A 15,168-nucleotide genomic window follows, 5' to 3' on the forward strand; every position below is an offset into this window, starting at 1 on the left:
CCGGTGGCGAGGCTGTTGCCGGACCGGGACGAGGCCGCGGGTCCTACCAGTACAGCGCGAGGTCGGGCGTGGACTGCCAGTACGTGACGAAGGCGGAGGTGAGTTCCGTCCGGCAGAGATCTCAGCCCCGGAAGCCAGAAACACGGTGAAACCTCTGCTGCACCGGTGGGGCTGGGAGGGCGGTCTGGACGCGGCCCTCCTGATCACGACAGAACTGGTGGCCAACGCGGTACGTCACACGTCGACGGGAGGGGAGCAGCGACGGCCCCTCGTGCTACGGATGGAGGTGGGCGCAGACGACGGCCTGCTCGTCGAAGTCCGCGACGGCAGCCGAGACTTCGCCCCAGCGCCGCGAACACATCCGGAGTCGGAGTCCGGCCGGGGCTGTTGCTGATCAGGGGACTGGGCGCAGTCCTGACCTGGTCCGCTCTCCCGGACGGCGCGGGCAAGTGTGTGGCCGCGCACCTGGCCAGGAGTACCGACCATGAGTGAGGCTCCGTTCTCACCGCGCCCGAACGACACCACCCTCGACAACTTCACCCTGCTGCTCCAGAGCATCACGCGGCGCCGAGCGCATCCGCCCCCGGAGATCGTCCACGACCGCTACCAGCGCACCCGTCTCGGCTGGGAAGACCTCCTCGACCGGCTTCCACCACACCCGTTTCTGCCTCCAGCCGCAGATGTTCTGGCGCGGCGGATCGAGTCGCGTCTTTCGCCGCCCGCCGTCAGGGCCTGGGCATGTCTCGACGCGGAGGCGGCATGGCAATCGCCGCGCACGCTCGCGGCATTGGGGACCGGGCTGTCGGAACTCCTCCGCGAGACACACCCGACTCTTTGAGGAGCCGGACGCGCCGGCCTCCCCCCTGCCTCAACCGCCCGCCTCCGCCTCCCCTCGGGCCGGGCCCGTGGCAGAGAAGGCCGACCGGGTCGGGGCTTCCTGCACGCACCCCGCCCGTCACGCAGCGAAAAGCGTGGCCCCCGCCGCGCGCAGGGCGTCAGCAGGGGCCACGAAAAAGCCGGGGCTACTTGCGGCCCTGGTTCTTGACCGCTTCGATGCTGGCCTTGGCCGCCTCGGGGTCGAGGTAGGTGCCGCCCCTCTTGACCGGCTGGAAGTCGGCGTCGAGGTCGTAGGCGAGGGGGATGCCGGTGGGGATGTTGAGGCCCGCGATGTCCTCGTCGGAGATCTGGTCGAGGTGCTTGACCAGGGCGCGGAGGCTGTTGCCGTGGGCGGCGACGAGGACCGTGTGGCCCGCCTGGAGGTCGGGGACGATCGCGTCGTACCAGTACGGGAGCATGCGGACGACGACGTCCTTCAGGCACTCCGTGTCGGGGCGGGCGTCCGAGGGGATCGTCTGGTACCGCGCGTCGTGCGCCTGCGAGTACTCGGCGTCGGCGGCGAGCGGGGGCGGCGGCACGTCGTAGGAGCGGCGCCACTGCATGAACTGCTCCTCGCCGAACTCGGCGAGCGTCTGCGCCTTGTCCTTGCCCTGGAGCGCACCGTAGTGCCGCTCGTTGAGGCGCCAGGAGCGGCGGACCGGAATCCAGTGGCGCTCGGCGGCCTCCAGGCCGATCTGCGCGGTGCGGATCGCGCGCTTGAGGAGCGAGGTGTGGACCACGTCGGGCAGCAGCCCGGAGTCCTTCAGCAGCTCACCACCACGCAGGGCCTCCTTCTCGCCCTTCTCGGTCAGGTTGACGTCCACCCACCCGGTGAACTGGTTCGTCGCGTTCCACTCGCTCTCGCCGTGGCGGAGGAGGATCAGCTTGTACGGTGCGTCGGCCATGCTCCCGAGCGTAATCCACGGGTACGAGCCGTGCCGCGCCTGCCCGGAGCCTGGAACGGCACGCTCGTACGGGCGCGGGGCGGCTCGTGCGAGGGGTCTTCCCGCCGCCCGCGACGATTGACGGGCGGCGTCAATCCAGTGGCTCGGCAACGGCCCTCCTTCGTAAGGTGTCGCTGGCCGTTCGGCCGCTTACCGCAGCACCGTTCCCTGGGGGTCCCATGTCGTCCGTCGCGCGGGTGCGCAGCGCCCTGCACGAGAGCGTGTCGGGGCTTCCGCGCGCCTTCTGGTGGCTGTGGACGAGCACGCTCATCAACCGGCTCGGCGGTTTCGTCTACACCTTCATGGCGATCTACCTGACCGTCGAGCGCGGCTACTCCGCCTCGTACGCGGGTCTCGTCGCGGCTCTCTTCGGGCTCGGCGGCGTGCTGGCCTCGCTCGTCGGCGGGGTGCTCACGGACCGGTGGGGGCGGCGGCCCACGATGTTCACGGCGCAGGCGGCCACCGCGCTGTCCGTCGCGGTGCTCGGCTTCGTCACGCACCCGGTCGCGATCGCGTGCGTCGCCGCCGTCGTCGGCTTCGTCAACAGCGCGGCGCGCCCCGCCGTGCAGGCGATGCTCGCCGACCTCGTACCGCCCGAGGACCGCGTCCGCGCCTTCGCGCTCAACTACTGGGCGATCAACCTCGGTTTCGCCGTCTCCTCCGTCCTCGCCGGTTTCGTCGCCGAGTACAGCTATCTCGCCGGGTTCCTCGGGGACGCGGCGCTCACGATGGCCTGTGCGGTCGTCGTCTTCCTCAAGCTCCCCGAGACCCGCCCCGAACGCCCCGTGACGAAGGGCCCGCGCGAGGACGAGGTGGGGCTGCGGACGGTCGCGCGGGACGGGCGGTTCATGGCGGTCGTCGGGCTGTCGTTCCTCGTCGCGCTCGTCTTCCAGGAGGCCTCGGTCGGGCTGCCGATCACGATGGGCCGCGCCGGGTTCTCGCCCGCCGACTACGGCAGCGCGATCGCCCTCAACGGCGTCCTCATCGTCGTCCTCCAGATCCCGCTGACCCGCTTCATCCAGCACCGTTCCCCCGGGCGGCTGCTCGTGATCTCCTCGCTCCTCGCCGGGTACGGGCTCGGGCTGACCGCGTTCGCGGACTCGATGGCCGTGCTGCTCATGACGATCACGGTGTGGACGCTCGCGGAGATGGTCAACGCGCCGACCCAGACGGGCCTGGTCGTGCAGCTCTCGCCGGTGCGGGGGCGCGGCCGCTACCAGGGCGTGTACGGGCTGTCGTGGTCGGCGGCGGCGCTGGTCGCCCCGCTCATGGCGGGCGCGATGATCGACCACCTGGGTGCCGGGTGGCTGTGGGGCTCCTGCGCGGTGCTGGGGACGGTGGCGGGGGCGGGGTACGCGGTGGTGCTGCGTACGGCGAAGGGCACGGACGCGTCCGGGGCGGACCCGCGGGGCGCCGCCCCGGCCCCCGCTCCCCGGGCTCCCCAGGTCGTCGACAGCGGGGACCCTCAGGAGGGGCTGAACGTCGGCTGATCGCCCCGTGTGAACAGCCCCGCCCACAGGCAGTCCATGCCGAACAGGCCGTCGTCCGGGGCGGGGACGCGCATCGGGCGCAGCTCCTCGCAGGTGAGGGAGGCGGGGGCGGTCGCGAAGATGTCGCGGAGCGCGTCGGCGGGGTAGGCGAGCCCGCCGTGCAGGGAGCCCGCGTGCTCGCCCCGGTAGAAGGCCGTGTCGGGGAGCGCGGAGCCGGAGCCGGGGCGGCCGCTCGCGAAGCACGTGAGGGTGAGGTGGCCGCCGGGCCTGAGGACGCGGGCGAGGAGCGCGAGATGGCTCAGGCGGCGGTGCGGGGGCAGGTGGTGGAAGCAGCCGCCGTCGTGGACGAGGTCGTAGGGGCCGGTCAGGGCGGGCAGCGTGAAGGCGTCGCCGTGGTGCAGGCGGACCGTGCCGGGGACACGGGTACGGGCCGTGGCGAGGGCGGTCGCGGAGAGGTCCACGGCGTCCACCTCCCAGCCCTGCGCCGCGAGGTGGGCGGCGTTGCGCCCCGTACCGCAGCCGAGGTCGAGCGCGCGGCCCGGGCCGCCGAGACGACCGGCGGCGAGGTACGCGGCGAGGTGCTCGTCCGGACCGGCGTCGCGGAACGGGACCTCCCGGCCCGCATCGCCGTAGAAGGCGTCCCACCAGGCGGAACCGTCCTCGCTCCAGCGGTCGGCGGCGGGAGGGAAGAGGTCGTCGAGGAGGGCGAGGACGTCTTCGGTGGTACGGATATGACGCACGACGGCAGGACCCTTCGGGAGGGGGAGGAGGGGGAGGGGAGGAGGGGGGAGGGAGGAGGACTGTTGCGGGGGGGGTGCGGGGGGTGCGGTGAGCTTAGGTGGGTGGGGGCTTTCGCGCGCGGGGAGCGGAGCGGGGGCGCTGCCGCTCGCGGGCGTACGTCGCCCTGTGTCGTACGGACGCGGGGGCGGCGGACCCGGGAGACCGGTGGCGGGGTCAACTCGCGCGGGAGCGGGGGCGAGTGCCCGGCAAGGGGGCATTCTGCGGGGAGACGAGCGCGGGGATGCGGGGGTGGCGGGCGTGGGGACGCGGGGATGGCGGGCGCGGGGACGCGGGGGTGGCGGGCGCGGAGACGCGGGGGTGGCGGGCGTGGGGATGCGGGGGTGGCGGGGTGGGGAAAGCGGCGGATGGTGGGGAAGTCCGCGTGCGGCTTTCCGCGGGGAGACGGGCGGGGGATGGGGCAGGGGGTGCGGCGAACGGCGGGGAACTCCGCGTGCCGCTTTCCGCAAGGAGACGGGCGGGGGGATGGGGCAGGGGGTGCGGCGAACGGCGGGGAACTCCGCGTGCGGGTTCGCGCGTTGGGCCCCGTAGGGGGGCCACCCGTCCCCTAGGGAATCCGTTCGACCGGGCCTCGGGGTTTGTCAGGGGAAACCCTTAGGGGGCGCTCGAACGCTTCCCCTAAGGGGTGAAAGGCCCCCCGACGGGCCACAACGGGCGGCCGGGCGCGGGAGTTCCGGACGTCAGCTCTTCCCTTCCCCCGTCACCCTCCCGAACGCGTCCAGGTTGCGCGTCGACTCGCCCCTCGACACGCGCCACGCGTACTCCTTGCGGATCGCGTCGGCGAAGCCGAGTTCGAGGAGCGTGTTGAAGCTGCCGTCAGCCGCTTCGAGCACGGAGCCGAGGAGGCGGTCGAGTTCCTCGGGGGTGACGGCGGAGAGCGGGAGGCGGCCCGTGAGGTAGATGTCGCCGAGGTGGTCGATCGCGTAACTCACGCCGTAGAGCTTGAGGTTGTGCTCCAAAAGCCAGCGGTGGACGGCGGGCTCGTTGGCGTCGGGGTGGCGCACGACGAAGGCTTGCAGCGAGAGGGTGTGCTTCCCGACCAGGAGCGAGAGCGTCGTCGACAGCTTGCGGGTCCCGGGGAGCTTGACCACGTAGTTGCCCGGCTCGGGGCTCTCCCAGTCGAGTTCCGCTTCCTCCAGGAAGGCGGTCAGGACGGCGTCGGGGCTCTCCGTTGCGGTCATGGTGCTCCTGCCTCCCAGGTCAGACGTGCTGCGAGCGTACGCGACGCCTCCGTTCCTGCACGGCGGCGGCGTAGACGTCCGCCGTCGCGGACGCCGCCGTGTCCCAGCCGAAGGACAGCGCGTGCCGCGCCGCCGCCTCGCCCATACGCGCGGTCAGCTCCGGCGCGTCCACGAAGCGGGCGAGGCGCGCCGCGTAGTCGGCGGGGTCGTGGCCCTGTACGAGGAAACCGGTCACCCCGTCCCGTACCGCCACCGGGAGCCCGCCGACCGAGGCCGCGATCACCGGCGTACCCGCCGCCTGCGCCTCGATCGCGACGAGCCCGAAGGACTCGCTGTACGAGGGCATGACGAGGACGGAGGCGGCGCGGAACCAGTCGGCGAGCTGCTCCTGCCCCACAGGTGGCTGAAAACGTACGACGTCGCTGATGCCGAGCCGCGCGGCGAGCTTCTGGAGCCGCTCGGGCTTCGCGAGCCCGCTGCCCGACGGCCCGCCGACGACGGGGACGAGAAGCCTGCGGCGCAACTCCGGTCGCTCGGCGAGGAGGTGGGCGACGGCGCGGAGGAGGACGTCGGGGGCCTTGAGCGGCTGGATACGGCCGGCGAAGAGCGGGATGAGGGCGTCCTGCGGGAGGCCGAGGCGGGCGCGCGCCGCGGCGCGGCCGTCGTGCGGGCAGAAGCGGTCGAGGTTGACGCCGGGGTGCACGACCGCGATACGCGCGGGGTCGGCGGCGTAGTACCTGACCAGTTCCTCCGCCTCCTCCTCCGTGTTCGCGATGAGGCGGTCGGCGGCCTCGACGACCTGCGTCTCGCCGATGACGCGCGCGGCGGGCTCCGGCGTGTCGCCCTCGGCGAGCGCCGCGTTCTTGACCTTGGCCATCGTGTGCATGGCGTGCACGAGCGGGACGCCCCAGCGCTCGGCGGCGAGCCAGCCGACGTGCCCGGACAGCCAGTAGTGCGAGTGCACGAGGTCGTAGTAGCCGGGGCGGTGCCCGGCCCAGGCGCTCATGACGCCGTGCGTGAAGGCGCACAGCTGCGCGGGCAGGTCCTCCTTGTTGAGGCCCTCGTACGGACCCGCGTCGACGTGCCGCACGAGGACACCCGGGGTCAGCTCGACGCACGGGTCGAGGCCGCCCTCGGTGGCGCGCGTGAAGATCTCCACCTCGATGTCGTGCGCGGCGAGGCGACGAGCCAGCTCGACGATGTACACGTTCATGCCGCCCGCGTCGCCCGTCCCCGGCTGGTGCAGGGGCGAGGTGTGCACGCTGAGCATGGCGACGCGGCGCGGGGCCCTGCGGCCGGGGCCCGGCAGACGCAGGCGGCCGGCCTGCGCGGCGAGCCGGCCGGCGCCGGCCCTCCCGCCGGGAGCGGTCGGCCGGAGCCCGAGCCTCGACACGTACTGGCTCACGGGGCGGTCCTCCTTGCGGCGTGCGGTCGGCTGCGGGTCTTCGCCGTACGTCTTCGTACGCGTACGCCTGGTACGTACGGGAGCGGGGCGTGACCCCACGCCGTAGGGGCCGCCCTGCGGGCCCGTGCTCCGGTCCGGCCCGCGCGTCCCACGCGGTACGGGCGGAGAACGGCCCTGAAGCGGGAACACCGGAGGCGGGGAGTCCATTTCCGCCGTCGCGAGAGCGGCCGTTTCTTTACTTAACCCTGACCACTCGGTGATCAACCCTGACGGACAGTGATCATCCGGGCACCTTTGCCCGCTCCCGCCTTCCCCGCGCGCCCGTACCCTCGTACCCATGAATCCGCGCCCCTCCCCCGCCCGCCCGGTGGGGACGGTGACGCGCGGGACGACCAACCCGAACCGGCTGCGGCGCATGGACCGCTGGATCGCCCGCACGCACGGCCCCGCGCTGCGCCGCGCCGCCTCGCCCGTCGCGGTCGACCTCGGCTACGGGGCGGCGCCGTGGACGGCGGTCGAACTGCTCGGGCGGCTGCGCGCCGCGGCCCCCGGGGTGCGCGTGTACGGGGTCGAGATCGAGCCCGCGCGCGTGGCGGCGGCCGCCCCGTACCGGCGCGAAGGGCTCGACTTCCTGCACGGCGGCTTCGAGGTGCCGCTCCCCGGGGGCGGGCGGCCGCTCCTGATCCGCGCGGCGAACGTGCTGCGGCAGTACGCCGAGGACGAGGTCGCCGACGTGTGGGAGCGGATGTGCGCGCGACTCGCGCCCGACGGGCTGCTCGTCGAGGGGACGTGCGACGAGATCGGGCGCCGCCACGTGTGGGTCGCGCTCGGCCCCGAGGGCCCCCGTACGGTCACCTTCGCGGCCCGCCTCGCGAGCCTGGACCGCCCCTCCGACCTCGCCGAACGCCTTCCGAAGGCCCTCATCCACCGCAACGTGCCCGGCGAGCCCGTCCACGCCTTCCTCCGCGACGCCGACCGCGCCTGGGCGACGGCCGCCCCGTACGCGGCCTACGGCGCCCGGCAGCGCTGGACCGAGACGGCGCGGACGCTGCGCGCCGCGGGGTGGCCACTGGTGGGACGCCAGGAGACGTGGCGGGAGGGGGAGCTGACGGTGGAGTGGGAGGCGGTGGCGCCCAGGGGGCGAGCGGCGCGGCGCGCGGGAACGATCGCCTGACGGGACGGCAGATCCCGGTCGCCTGAGGGTGAGGGGCGTGGCGCGCGGGAACGATGCGGTCCGCTTGTTCGTCCGAGAGTTCGAGGGGCCCGTGGGCGGGGAAGTGAGAGGTGGGGACGGGGGGACGGGCGGAGGGATTCACAGCAAACCGGTCCTCCTCGCCTCTGTCGCCACGCGGGGGCGGCATGGCACCATCCGTGTGGGTTACCTGCGGTAAGGGACCCGTGACGGCCGGATATGCGGACAGACGGAGCTGAGGGATCAGGGGGCGGGGACGTTGAACCGTGGCGTGAGCGCGGCACAGGACCGGGTGCGGGACGAGGCGCGGACCGGGTCCGTCCGTACGGAAGCGGACACGTCCGACCGTACGGGAGCAGCCGGAGCCGCGCGTACGGGAGCGGCCGGGGCCGTACGGACCGGAGCTGCCGGGTCCGCGCGGACGGGAGCCGGCGCGGCGCGCCCCCGCGGGACGGGGCGGCGGCTGCTGCTCAGCGCGCTCGCCGTCGTGTGCGCCACGCTCGCCTTCTCCGCGCCCGGCTCCGCCTTCGCCGCCCCGCTCCCCGAGCCCGGCTCGGCCGGGGTCACGAGCAAGTCCCCCGGCAAGGAGCTGAGCAACGCCGAGCTGGAGGCCGTACGGACCCGTATCGACGCCCTCTACGCCGAGGCGGGCAAGGCCACCGACGCGTACAACGCCGCCGAGGAGAAGCGCTCCGAGCAGGCCGACAAGGTCGAGGCGCTCAACACCCAGGTCGTCCGGGGCGAACAGCGCCTCGCCGACCTCCGGGAACGCCTCACCGCCGCGGCGATCGCCCAGTACCGCGATCAGGGCGGCGGCCTCTCCGTGCAAGAGCGCCTCCTCCTCAGCGACGACCCCGACGACTTCCTCCGCGCCGCCGAACTCGCCAAGGAGGGCAACAAGGGCAGCGCCATCCTCCTCGGCCAGGTCCGCGACACCCAGCGCACGCTGACGCGGAACAAGAAGGACGCCACCACCTCGCTCCACCGCCTCGAAAAGGCCGAGAAGGCCAAGGACGAAGCGCGCGAGGAGGTCCGCGGGGAGATCAAGGCCGCCAAGCTCCTCGAATCGCGGCTGGAGGAGAAGGAGCGGAAGCGGCTGCGCGCCCTGGAGGAGGCGGCGGCCGCGCGGGCACAGGCCCGCCTGCTCGACACGGGCGTCCTGCCCGACGCGGGCGCGGGTGCGGGCGCGGGCGCGGGCGCGCAGGCCGGTACGGGTACGGGGGCGAGCGAACAGGGCGCGAAGGCCCTCGCCTACGCCGCGGCCCAGCTCGGCAAGCCATACGTCTGGGCCGCCGAGGGCCCCGACGCCTTCGACTGCTCGGGTCTCACCTCGCAGGCGTGGGCCGCCGCGGGCCGCATCATCCCGCGCACCTCACAGGAGCAGTGGCGGCAGCTCCAGCACGTGCCGCTCAGCCAGATCCGCCCGGGCGACCTGGTCATCTACCACTCCGACGCGAGCCACGTCGGCATCTACATCGGCAAGGGCACCATCATCCACGCGCCCCGGCCCGGGCGCTCGGTCACCACCGCGGGCGTCGGCTCCATGCAGATCCTGGGCGCGGTCCGCCCGGACCCGGAGGCCGAGGCCACGACCGACGACAAGACCGACGACAAGACCGAGAAAAAGACCCGGGCCGGGAGCAAGGCCACGACCGGGGACAAGGCGAAGACCGGGGACAAGGCCACGACCGGGGACAAGGCCAAGGACGGGACCGGTTCCGAGGCGAAGAAGGACTCAAAATCGGACAAAAACGCCCACAAGGGCTGACTCGCTTCCCGCGTGACCCACGCCACGAACGCCCCTCCGGTTGCACGCTCCCGGCGTGACCTTCGTCATCCCGCCCCCGGTCGGCTCGTCCACAAATGGCCTGCTGGGGGCGGCATATGACACCGCCACGCGTTCTCCCGGCATTCCGTTCGCCGCGCGCCGCCCGCTAGGGTCCCCGTCGGTGGGGCGCCGTTCGGCGTCCCGTCGCGGCCTCGGAGGGAGGCGAAGGAAGCTGATGCCCGCACCCGGGAACGGAAACCGGCCAGGACCGGCCGAGGCGCCGTCGTCCACGGCCCCCCGCACGCACCCCGCCCCGGTCACCCTGGGTGACCAGCCCCGCGCGGGGCTGCGCGGCGCCGGGCTGCTCGCCCACGGCACGGGCCTCGCCGTCACCCCCGTACCGCCCGCCGGGGACACCCCGCCCGAGCCGGGCGACGCCGAAGGCGACGGCGCCGGAAAACCGGAGCCGCACCACGAGGCCCCGCAGGCGCGGCCGTCCGCGACCCCCGCCACCGGCGCGGGCCACCTCACGCTCCTGCTCGTCGAGGACGACCCTGCGGGCGCGCTCAGCATCCCCGAGATGCTCGACGCCTCCGGCAAACCGATCCGGGTGCGCACCGCCCGCAACCTCACCGAGGCCGCCCGGCTGCTCACCGACGACGTGCACTGCGTCCTGCTCGACCTGAACCTCTCCGCGACGGACGATGACGACCCGCTCGCCGTCCTGCGCCGCCTCCTCGACCTCGCCCCGCACCACGCCGTCCTCGCGCTCACCGGGTCCGAGGACGTCGAGGGCGGCACGGAGGCGGTCCGCGTCGGGGCGCAGGACTTCCTCGTACGGGACGAACTCGACGGCCGCGTCCTGAGCCGCGCCGTCCGCTACGCCGTCGAGCGCAAACGCGCCGACACCGCGCAGCGCCAGCTCACCGAGGGCCGCCTGCGCGCCCAGGAGAACGCCCGCCTGGAGCGCGGCCTCCTCCCCACCCCGCTCCTCGACGGCGCCCCGCTCCGCTTCGACGCCCACTACCGCCCCGGGCGCTCGCGCGCGCTGCTCGGCGGAGACTTCTACGACACCGTGCGCACCCCGGACGGCACCGTCCACGCGATGATCGGCGACGTGAGCGGGCACGGGCCCGATGAGGCGGCGCTCGGCGTCGAACTGCGCATCGCCTGGCGTGCGCTGACGCTCGCCGGGCTCAGCGGCGACCGGCTCCTCGCGACGCTCCAGGAGGTCCTGGAACACGAGCGCGAGGACGAGGAGATCTTCGCGACGCTCTGCACCGTCGACATCGCACCGGACGGCCGCAGCGCCGCGATGTGCCTGGCCGGGCACCCGGCCCCGGTCGTGACGCGCGGCGGCGCCCGCGCCGAACTCCTGCCCCAGGAGCCGAGCGGGCCCGCGCTCGGCCTGCTCCCGCGCGGACGCTGGCCGCGCGCGCAGATCGGGCTCGGCCCCGAGTGGTCGCTCATGCTCTACACGGACGGCCTCATCGAGGGCCGGATCGGCACCGGCAGCCTGCGCCTCGGCCAGGAGGGCATGCTCGCGCTCGTCCGCGAGCACCGGGGCGCGGGGCTGCGCGGCGCGGAACTCCTGGAGTCCACGGTGCACGCGGCCCGCGACCTCAACGGCGGCGAACTCACCGACGACGTCGCGGCGATCCTGCTCGCGCGCTGAAGCCCGCGCGCCCTGCCCGCCCGGCCGCCTCAGCGGCCGCCGTTGTACGGGCCGTACGGGCCGTCGCTGCTCGACCCGCCGCGGCGGCGGCCGCCGCCGGCGACCTGCTTGAGCGCGGGGCGTACGTCCACGACGTACACGATCGCGGCGATGAGCCCGATGATCGGCAGGAACGACATGAAGCCGAAGATGAGCGCGACCACGAGCGCGAGCCCGAGGATGATCGCCCAGAACGGCTTGGTCTTCTTGTCGGCCGCGCGAAAGGCGTCCTCGCGGCGGAAGAGGCTGTCGAAGAACGCGAAGGCGCAGAAGAGAGTCAACGCCAGGGACAGCAGGGACAGGAAGTTGCTGAAGCCCTGCATCAACACGATGGCCACCGCCCGGTTCGGTCGTTCTCGTACGTACGTGACTGGGGTCCGCCGCGACCGGCCGGTACGGCGTGTGACTCTCCACCGTACCGGCTGCCACCGACAGGACACCCGTGCGCGAGGAAATGCGCCCCGCGGGGCGCGCCCCCGCTACTCCTGGGCGCCGCCCTCGCTCCCCTCCGCCGCGCGCTCCGCGGGGGTCTTCGCGGAGGTCTCCTCGGGGGTCTTCTTCGCGGGCGGAGTGGCGGCGGGCTTCTTGGCCGCCGGCTTCTTCGCCGCGGGCCGGGCGGCACGCCGGGGCGCGGGCTTGCGCGGGGCGGGGGACTCGGCCGCGGGGGCCGTCTCGGCGGCCGGGGCAGTTTCGGCCTCGGCGGCGGGAGCCTCCGTCTTCGTCACCCCGACGGGCTCGGGGTGCTCGACGGGCTCGGGGTGCTCGACGGGCTCGGGGTGCTCGACGGGCTCGTCCGGCTCCGGGTCGACGGCGACGCGCGGGGCACCGGGCGCGGGGGCCTCACCGGCGTCCCCCGGCCTCGTCCCCGTACCCGTACCGCCCTCGTGCCCGTAGCCGTAGCCGTCCCCGTCCTCGCCGCGCCAGCCGCGTACCGCCTCCTCGCCCCGCTCGGCGACCTTCTCGTACGTCTCCCGCGCGCGCACCGCGTACTCGGCGGCGAGCCCGACGCCGCGCAGCGCGAAGCCCTGCGCGTTCTCCTGGAGCCGCTTCAGCTCGGCCTCGCGGCCCTCGCGCGAGGAGAAGGCGGTGACGACCTCGGTGACGGCGGCGCGCGCGAAGGACTGCGCCTCGCGGGCACGGGCGACGGCGCGGTCCTGGAACTCCTTGGGGTCGCTCTCGCGCACCGCCTGGATACGGGCGGGCGCCTCGGCGCGGAGCTGGTCGATGAGCGCGGGCAGCCGCAGCGCCTGCTGGACCGCCAGTTCGGCGGTGCCCGCGGCGAAGTAGAGGGGGGTCGGGTCGGTGAGTGTCTTGCGCAGATCGTCGGTGATGGCCACGGCGCGGTCCTCCCGGAACACGAGTGAGGTGAATACCTGGCAGTACGTATGCGGCGGCGGGTGCGGGTCTGTCGGCCTCGGTCGGCCTCGGTCGGCTTCGGTCGGCCTCGGCCTCCTTCAGCCGTCTCCGACCGTCTTCAGCTGTCTTCAGCTGTCTTCCACGGGAATGCCGTTCTCCCTGCGGAAGGAGTCGTAGATCTGGAGCAGTACCTCCTTCTGGCGCGCCGTCAGCGTGGGGTCGGCGAGCAGCACGGCCCGGGTCTCGGCCTCGGCCCGTTCCCGCTCGTCGAGAATCCCCGCCTGGACGTAGAGCGTCTCCGCGGAGATCCGCAGGGCCTTGGCGAGCTGCTGGAGAATCTCGGCACTGGGCTTGCGCAGCCCGCGCTCGATCTGGCTGAGATACGGATTCGACACCCCGGCCGCGTCGGCGAGCTGCCTGAGCGACAACCGCGCCGCCCGCCGCTGCTCCCGCAGAAACTCCCCAAGTCCCCCCACATCAAGCGAAACCATGCCCCGATGCTGCCCCACCTTGCTAACTATTGCAAGCGTCCCGCTAACAGAGGCAAGCAACCCCGTCACGACGTGCAGCCAAGAGGCTGCGGTCATCGCGCTTCCGCGCAGGCGTCGACGAAGGCGCAGAGTCGGCGGATCAGGCTCAGGTACGTGGTGGGCTCGGGTGTGTGTCGCCTGTGGGGTGCCTCGTGGAGCCACCGTTCCCACATGCCGTCCGGGCCCAGAAAACGAGCGGCTTGGTCGCCCCTGAGGTTCAGGGCGGTGAACACGAGGGCTCCCATGACCACGGCCTGGTCGTGGTCGAAGCCGGGACGGCGAAGGCAGCGGTCAAGATAGGCGGCCAGCAGATCGGCGTCGCGGGGAGTACCGAAGCCTGCCAAGGCCACGCAGTACGCCAACCCCACGCAGCAGACTTCACCGGCCAGCAGCAGCCCACCCGAGTCGCTCCCGGAACTTAGTCCGGCGGCCGACGGCGAGGAGCCATGCGGCGGTCCTCCGCTCACGCCACCCGCCTTCAAGAAGCGTGGTGATCTCATCCGGGGTGATGAGTCGGGCGTCTTCGCCGAGAGCGCGCACGAAGCGGTCGTACTCAGGGCCGCGCAAGCGCAGCACGCTGCCACCGAGCTTCCGATAGCGGCGCTCAGGCATGACGTATCGGCGCGCCAGGGCCAGCAGTTCGGCATCCTCATGAGTGCGGCGCATCACAGGATGATCCTGGCCCGCTGAGGTGCGATCGGCCAGCTCTTTTGACGTCACGCCGTCCACCCACAGGAACGGTGGGACCCACCGTGCCTCGCCCCCGACGCCACCGCGGGAAAGCCGCAGGGCTTCGTCGTGCGCTGCTTGCCGGAACCATTCGCCTTGGGTGCCCTCAAGCGCGGCCGGGCCGTCGAGCAGTTCCTTGAACCGGCTGGAAACCCGGAGAACCGGCTGGAAACCCGGACCGCCCGGCGACTGCCACGTCGCGGTGCGGCCGACCAGGGGCGTCCGCGGCCTCACCGGCACCCTCATCGCTTACTCGGAAGGTGCGCTTGCTCGAAGGTGCGCTTGCTCGGAAGGTGCGCTTGCTCGGATGGTGGGGCGATGGTGCGCCTGAACCGCACGGGGTTCGCCGCCACCGCGGTCGCCGTCCTCACCTTCACCACCCGCGGGAAGGCCCTGGAACCCGGCTCGGCGACGCTGCCGCACTGCGGGACCTCGTGCCCCCCGACCGCCCGCCCCCGCGCCCGGCCCCGTGGCCGGCTCTCGCCCGACAGGGTGTCAGTGGGTCCTGTCAGGGTGTGCGGCATGGACGAGCTGGTGGAGCGGGTCGATGAGCGGGATCGTGCGCTGGGGACGGTGGTCGGCCGTCGGGAGGCCACCCGCGAGGGGTGGCTGCACCGGATCGCCGTGACCGTGTGCCGCGATGAGCGCGGCCGGTTTCTCGTCCATCGGCGGTCGTCGCGTCTGTCGCGCTTCCCCGGGCTCCACGAGGTCGTGGTCGGGGGCGCCGTGCGGGCCGGCGAGTCCTACGCCAGGGCCGCCGCGCGCGAGCTGGCCGAGGAGCTGGGCATCAGCGCGCGGCCGCGCCCGCTGTTCACGTTCCTCAACCGCGGCGGCCTGAGCCCGCACTGGCTCGGTGTCCACGAAGCCGTCGTACCGGGCACCGTGGTCCCCGACCCCGACGAGGTCGCCGGGCACGACTGGCTGACCGGGCCCGAACTGCGGTCGGCCCTGCGGGAGTGGCCCTTCACCCCGGACAGTCACGACGTCTTCGAGCGGTACCTCGCGTTCCGGGCGGCCCGATCCTGACGCGCCGACGGGTTCAGCGGCAAACACCTCGCCGTCCGGCGGACCGCCCGGCGATACTGCCCGCGTGGCCGACGCCCAGCAGCTCGCCCGTGTTCCCTCCGCGTACCTCGACGCCTGTCGCCGGGCGGCCCAAGCGACGTCCGGAGGTGAGCGAGGCGG

13 protein-coding genes and 1 pseudogene are annotated in these 15,168 nt (G+C 73.5%); 6 read left to right on the plus strand and 8 right to left on the minus strand.

Features of this window, described 5'->3' with window-relative positions; genetic code table 11:
- The first annotated feature begins 484 nt into the window (after positions 1-484).
- Positions 485-838, plus strand: a complete 354-nt coding sequence (locus tag ACQYWQ_RS13625) for a hypothetical protein (protein ID WP_431034823.1) — start codon at positions 485-487, stop codon at positions 836-838.
- A 184-nt stretch (positions 839-1,022) separates the two neighbouring features.
- Here the strand turns inward: ACQYWQ_RS13625 and ACQYWQ_RS13630 are convergent, their stop codons facing one another.
- Positions 1,023-1,781, minus strand: coding sequence for a phosphoglyceromutase (locus tag ACQYWQ_RS13630; protein WP_431034825.1), 759 nt, complete (start codon positions 1,779-1,781; stop codon positions 1,023-1,025).
- Positions 1,782-1,999: 218 nt separating this feature from the next.
- On the opposite strand from ACQYWQ_RS13630, the gene ACQYWQ_RS13635 reads away from it, so the two are divergent.
- Positions 2,000-3,310, plus strand: a complete 1,311-nt coding sequence (locus ACQYWQ_RS13635; protein WP_431034826.1) for an MDR family MFS transporter — start codon at positions 2,000-2,002, stop codon at positions 3,308-3,310.
- Here the strand turns inward: ACQYWQ_RS13635 and ACQYWQ_RS13640 are convergent.
- From ACQYWQ_RS13640 to mshA, 3 genes are all read right to left on the minus strand, one after another.
- Positions 3,286-4,050 carry a class I SAM-dependent methyltransferase gene (locus ACQYWQ_RS13640; RefSeq protein WP_431034828.1) on the minus strand — a complete coding sequence of 255 codons (765 nt, stop codon included), beginning with the start codon at positions 4,048-4,050 and terminating at the stop codon, positions 3,286-3,288. The genes ACQYWQ_RS13635 and ACQYWQ_RS13640 overlap by 25 nt on opposite strands.
- A 738-nt stretch (positions 4,051-4,788) precedes the next feature.
- On the minus strand, positions 4,789-5,289 hold the full coding sequence (locus ACQYWQ_RS13645; RefSeq protein ID WP_431034830.1) for a YbjN domain-containing protein: 501 nt from the start codon (positions 5,287-5,289) through the stop codon (positions 4,789-4,791).
- A 19-nt stretch (positions 5,290-5,308) separates the two neighbouring features.
- On the minus strand, positions 5,309-6,694 hold the full coding sequence (gene mshA / locus ACQYWQ_RS13650; RefSeq protein WP_431034832.1) for a D-inositol-3-phosphate glycosyltransferase: 1,386 nt from the start codon (positions 6,692-6,694) through the stop codon (positions 5,309-5,311).
- A gap of 337 nt (positions 6,695-7,031) precedes the next feature.
- Between mshA and ACQYWQ_RS13655 the strand changes: the two genes are divergently transcribed.
- From ACQYWQ_RS13655 to ACQYWQ_RS13665, 3 genes are all read left to right on the plus strand, one after another.
- Positions 7,032-7,868, plus strand: coding sequence for a class I SAM-dependent methyltransferase (locus tag ACQYWQ_RS13655; protein WP_431034833.1), 837 nt, complete (start codon positions 7,032-7,034; stop codon positions 7,866-7,868).
- Positions 7,869-8,157: 289 nt separating this feature from the next.
- Positions 8,158-9,654, plus strand: coding sequence for an NlpC/P60 family protein (locus tag ACQYWQ_RS13660; protein WP_431034834.1), 1,497 nt, complete (start codon positions 8,158-8,160; stop codon positions 9,652-9,654).
- Positions 9,655-9,889: 235 nt separating this feature from the next.
- Positions 9,890-11,329, plus strand: a complete 1,440-nt coding sequence (locus ACQYWQ_RS13665; protein ID WP_431034836.1) for a SpoIIE family protein phosphatase — start codon at positions 9,890-9,892, stop codon at positions 11,327-11,329.
- A 29-nt stretch (positions 11,330-11,358) separates the two neighbouring features.
- On the opposite strand, the gene ACQYWQ_RS13670 is transcribed toward ACQYWQ_RS13665, so the two are convergent.
- The 4 genes and pseudogenes from ACQYWQ_RS13670 to ACQYWQ_RS13685 form a co-directional block, all read right to left on the minus strand.
- The gene (locus ACQYWQ_RS13670) at positions 11,359-11,697 is read right to left on the minus strand and encodes a DUF2516 family protein (RefSeq protein WP_431039180.1); all 339 of its coding nucleotides are present in this window, start codon (positions 11,695-11,697) and stop codon (positions 11,359-11,361) included.
- Between the two features lie 150 nt (positions 11,698-11,847).
- Positions 11,848-12,705, minus strand: coding sequence for a hypothetical protein (locus tag ACQYWQ_RS13675; RefSeq protein ID WP_431034837.1), 858 nt, complete (start codon positions 12,703-12,705; stop codon positions 11,848-11,850).
- A 147-nt stretch (positions 12,706-12,852) separates the two neighbouring features.
- Positions 12,853-13,215, minus strand: a complete 363-nt coding sequence (locus ACQYWQ_RS13680; RefSeq protein ID WP_431034838.1) for a helix-turn-helix domain-containing protein — start codon at positions 13,213-13,215, stop codon at positions 12,853-12,855.
- Positions 13,216-13,307: 92 nt separating this feature from the next.
- Positions 13,308-13,920 (minus strand): annotated as a pseudogene (locus ACQYWQ_RS13685) (DUF6000 family protein).
- A 585-nt stretch (positions 13,921-14,505) separates the two neighbouring features.
- Between ACQYWQ_RS13685 and ACQYWQ_RS13690 the strand changes: the two are divergent.
- On the plus strand, positions 14,506-15,009 hold the full coding sequence (locus ACQYWQ_RS13690) for an NUDIX domain-containing protein (protein WP_431034840.1): 504 nt from the start codon (positions 14,506-14,508) through the stop codon (positions 15,007-15,009).
- Positions 15,010-15,168 lie beyond the last annotated feature (159 nt).

Source organism: Streptomyces sp. P6-2-1, assembly GCF_050613165.1.
Taxonomy (GTDB): domain Bacteria; phylum Actinomycetota; class Actinomycetes; order Streptomycetales; family Streptomycetaceae; genus Streptomyces.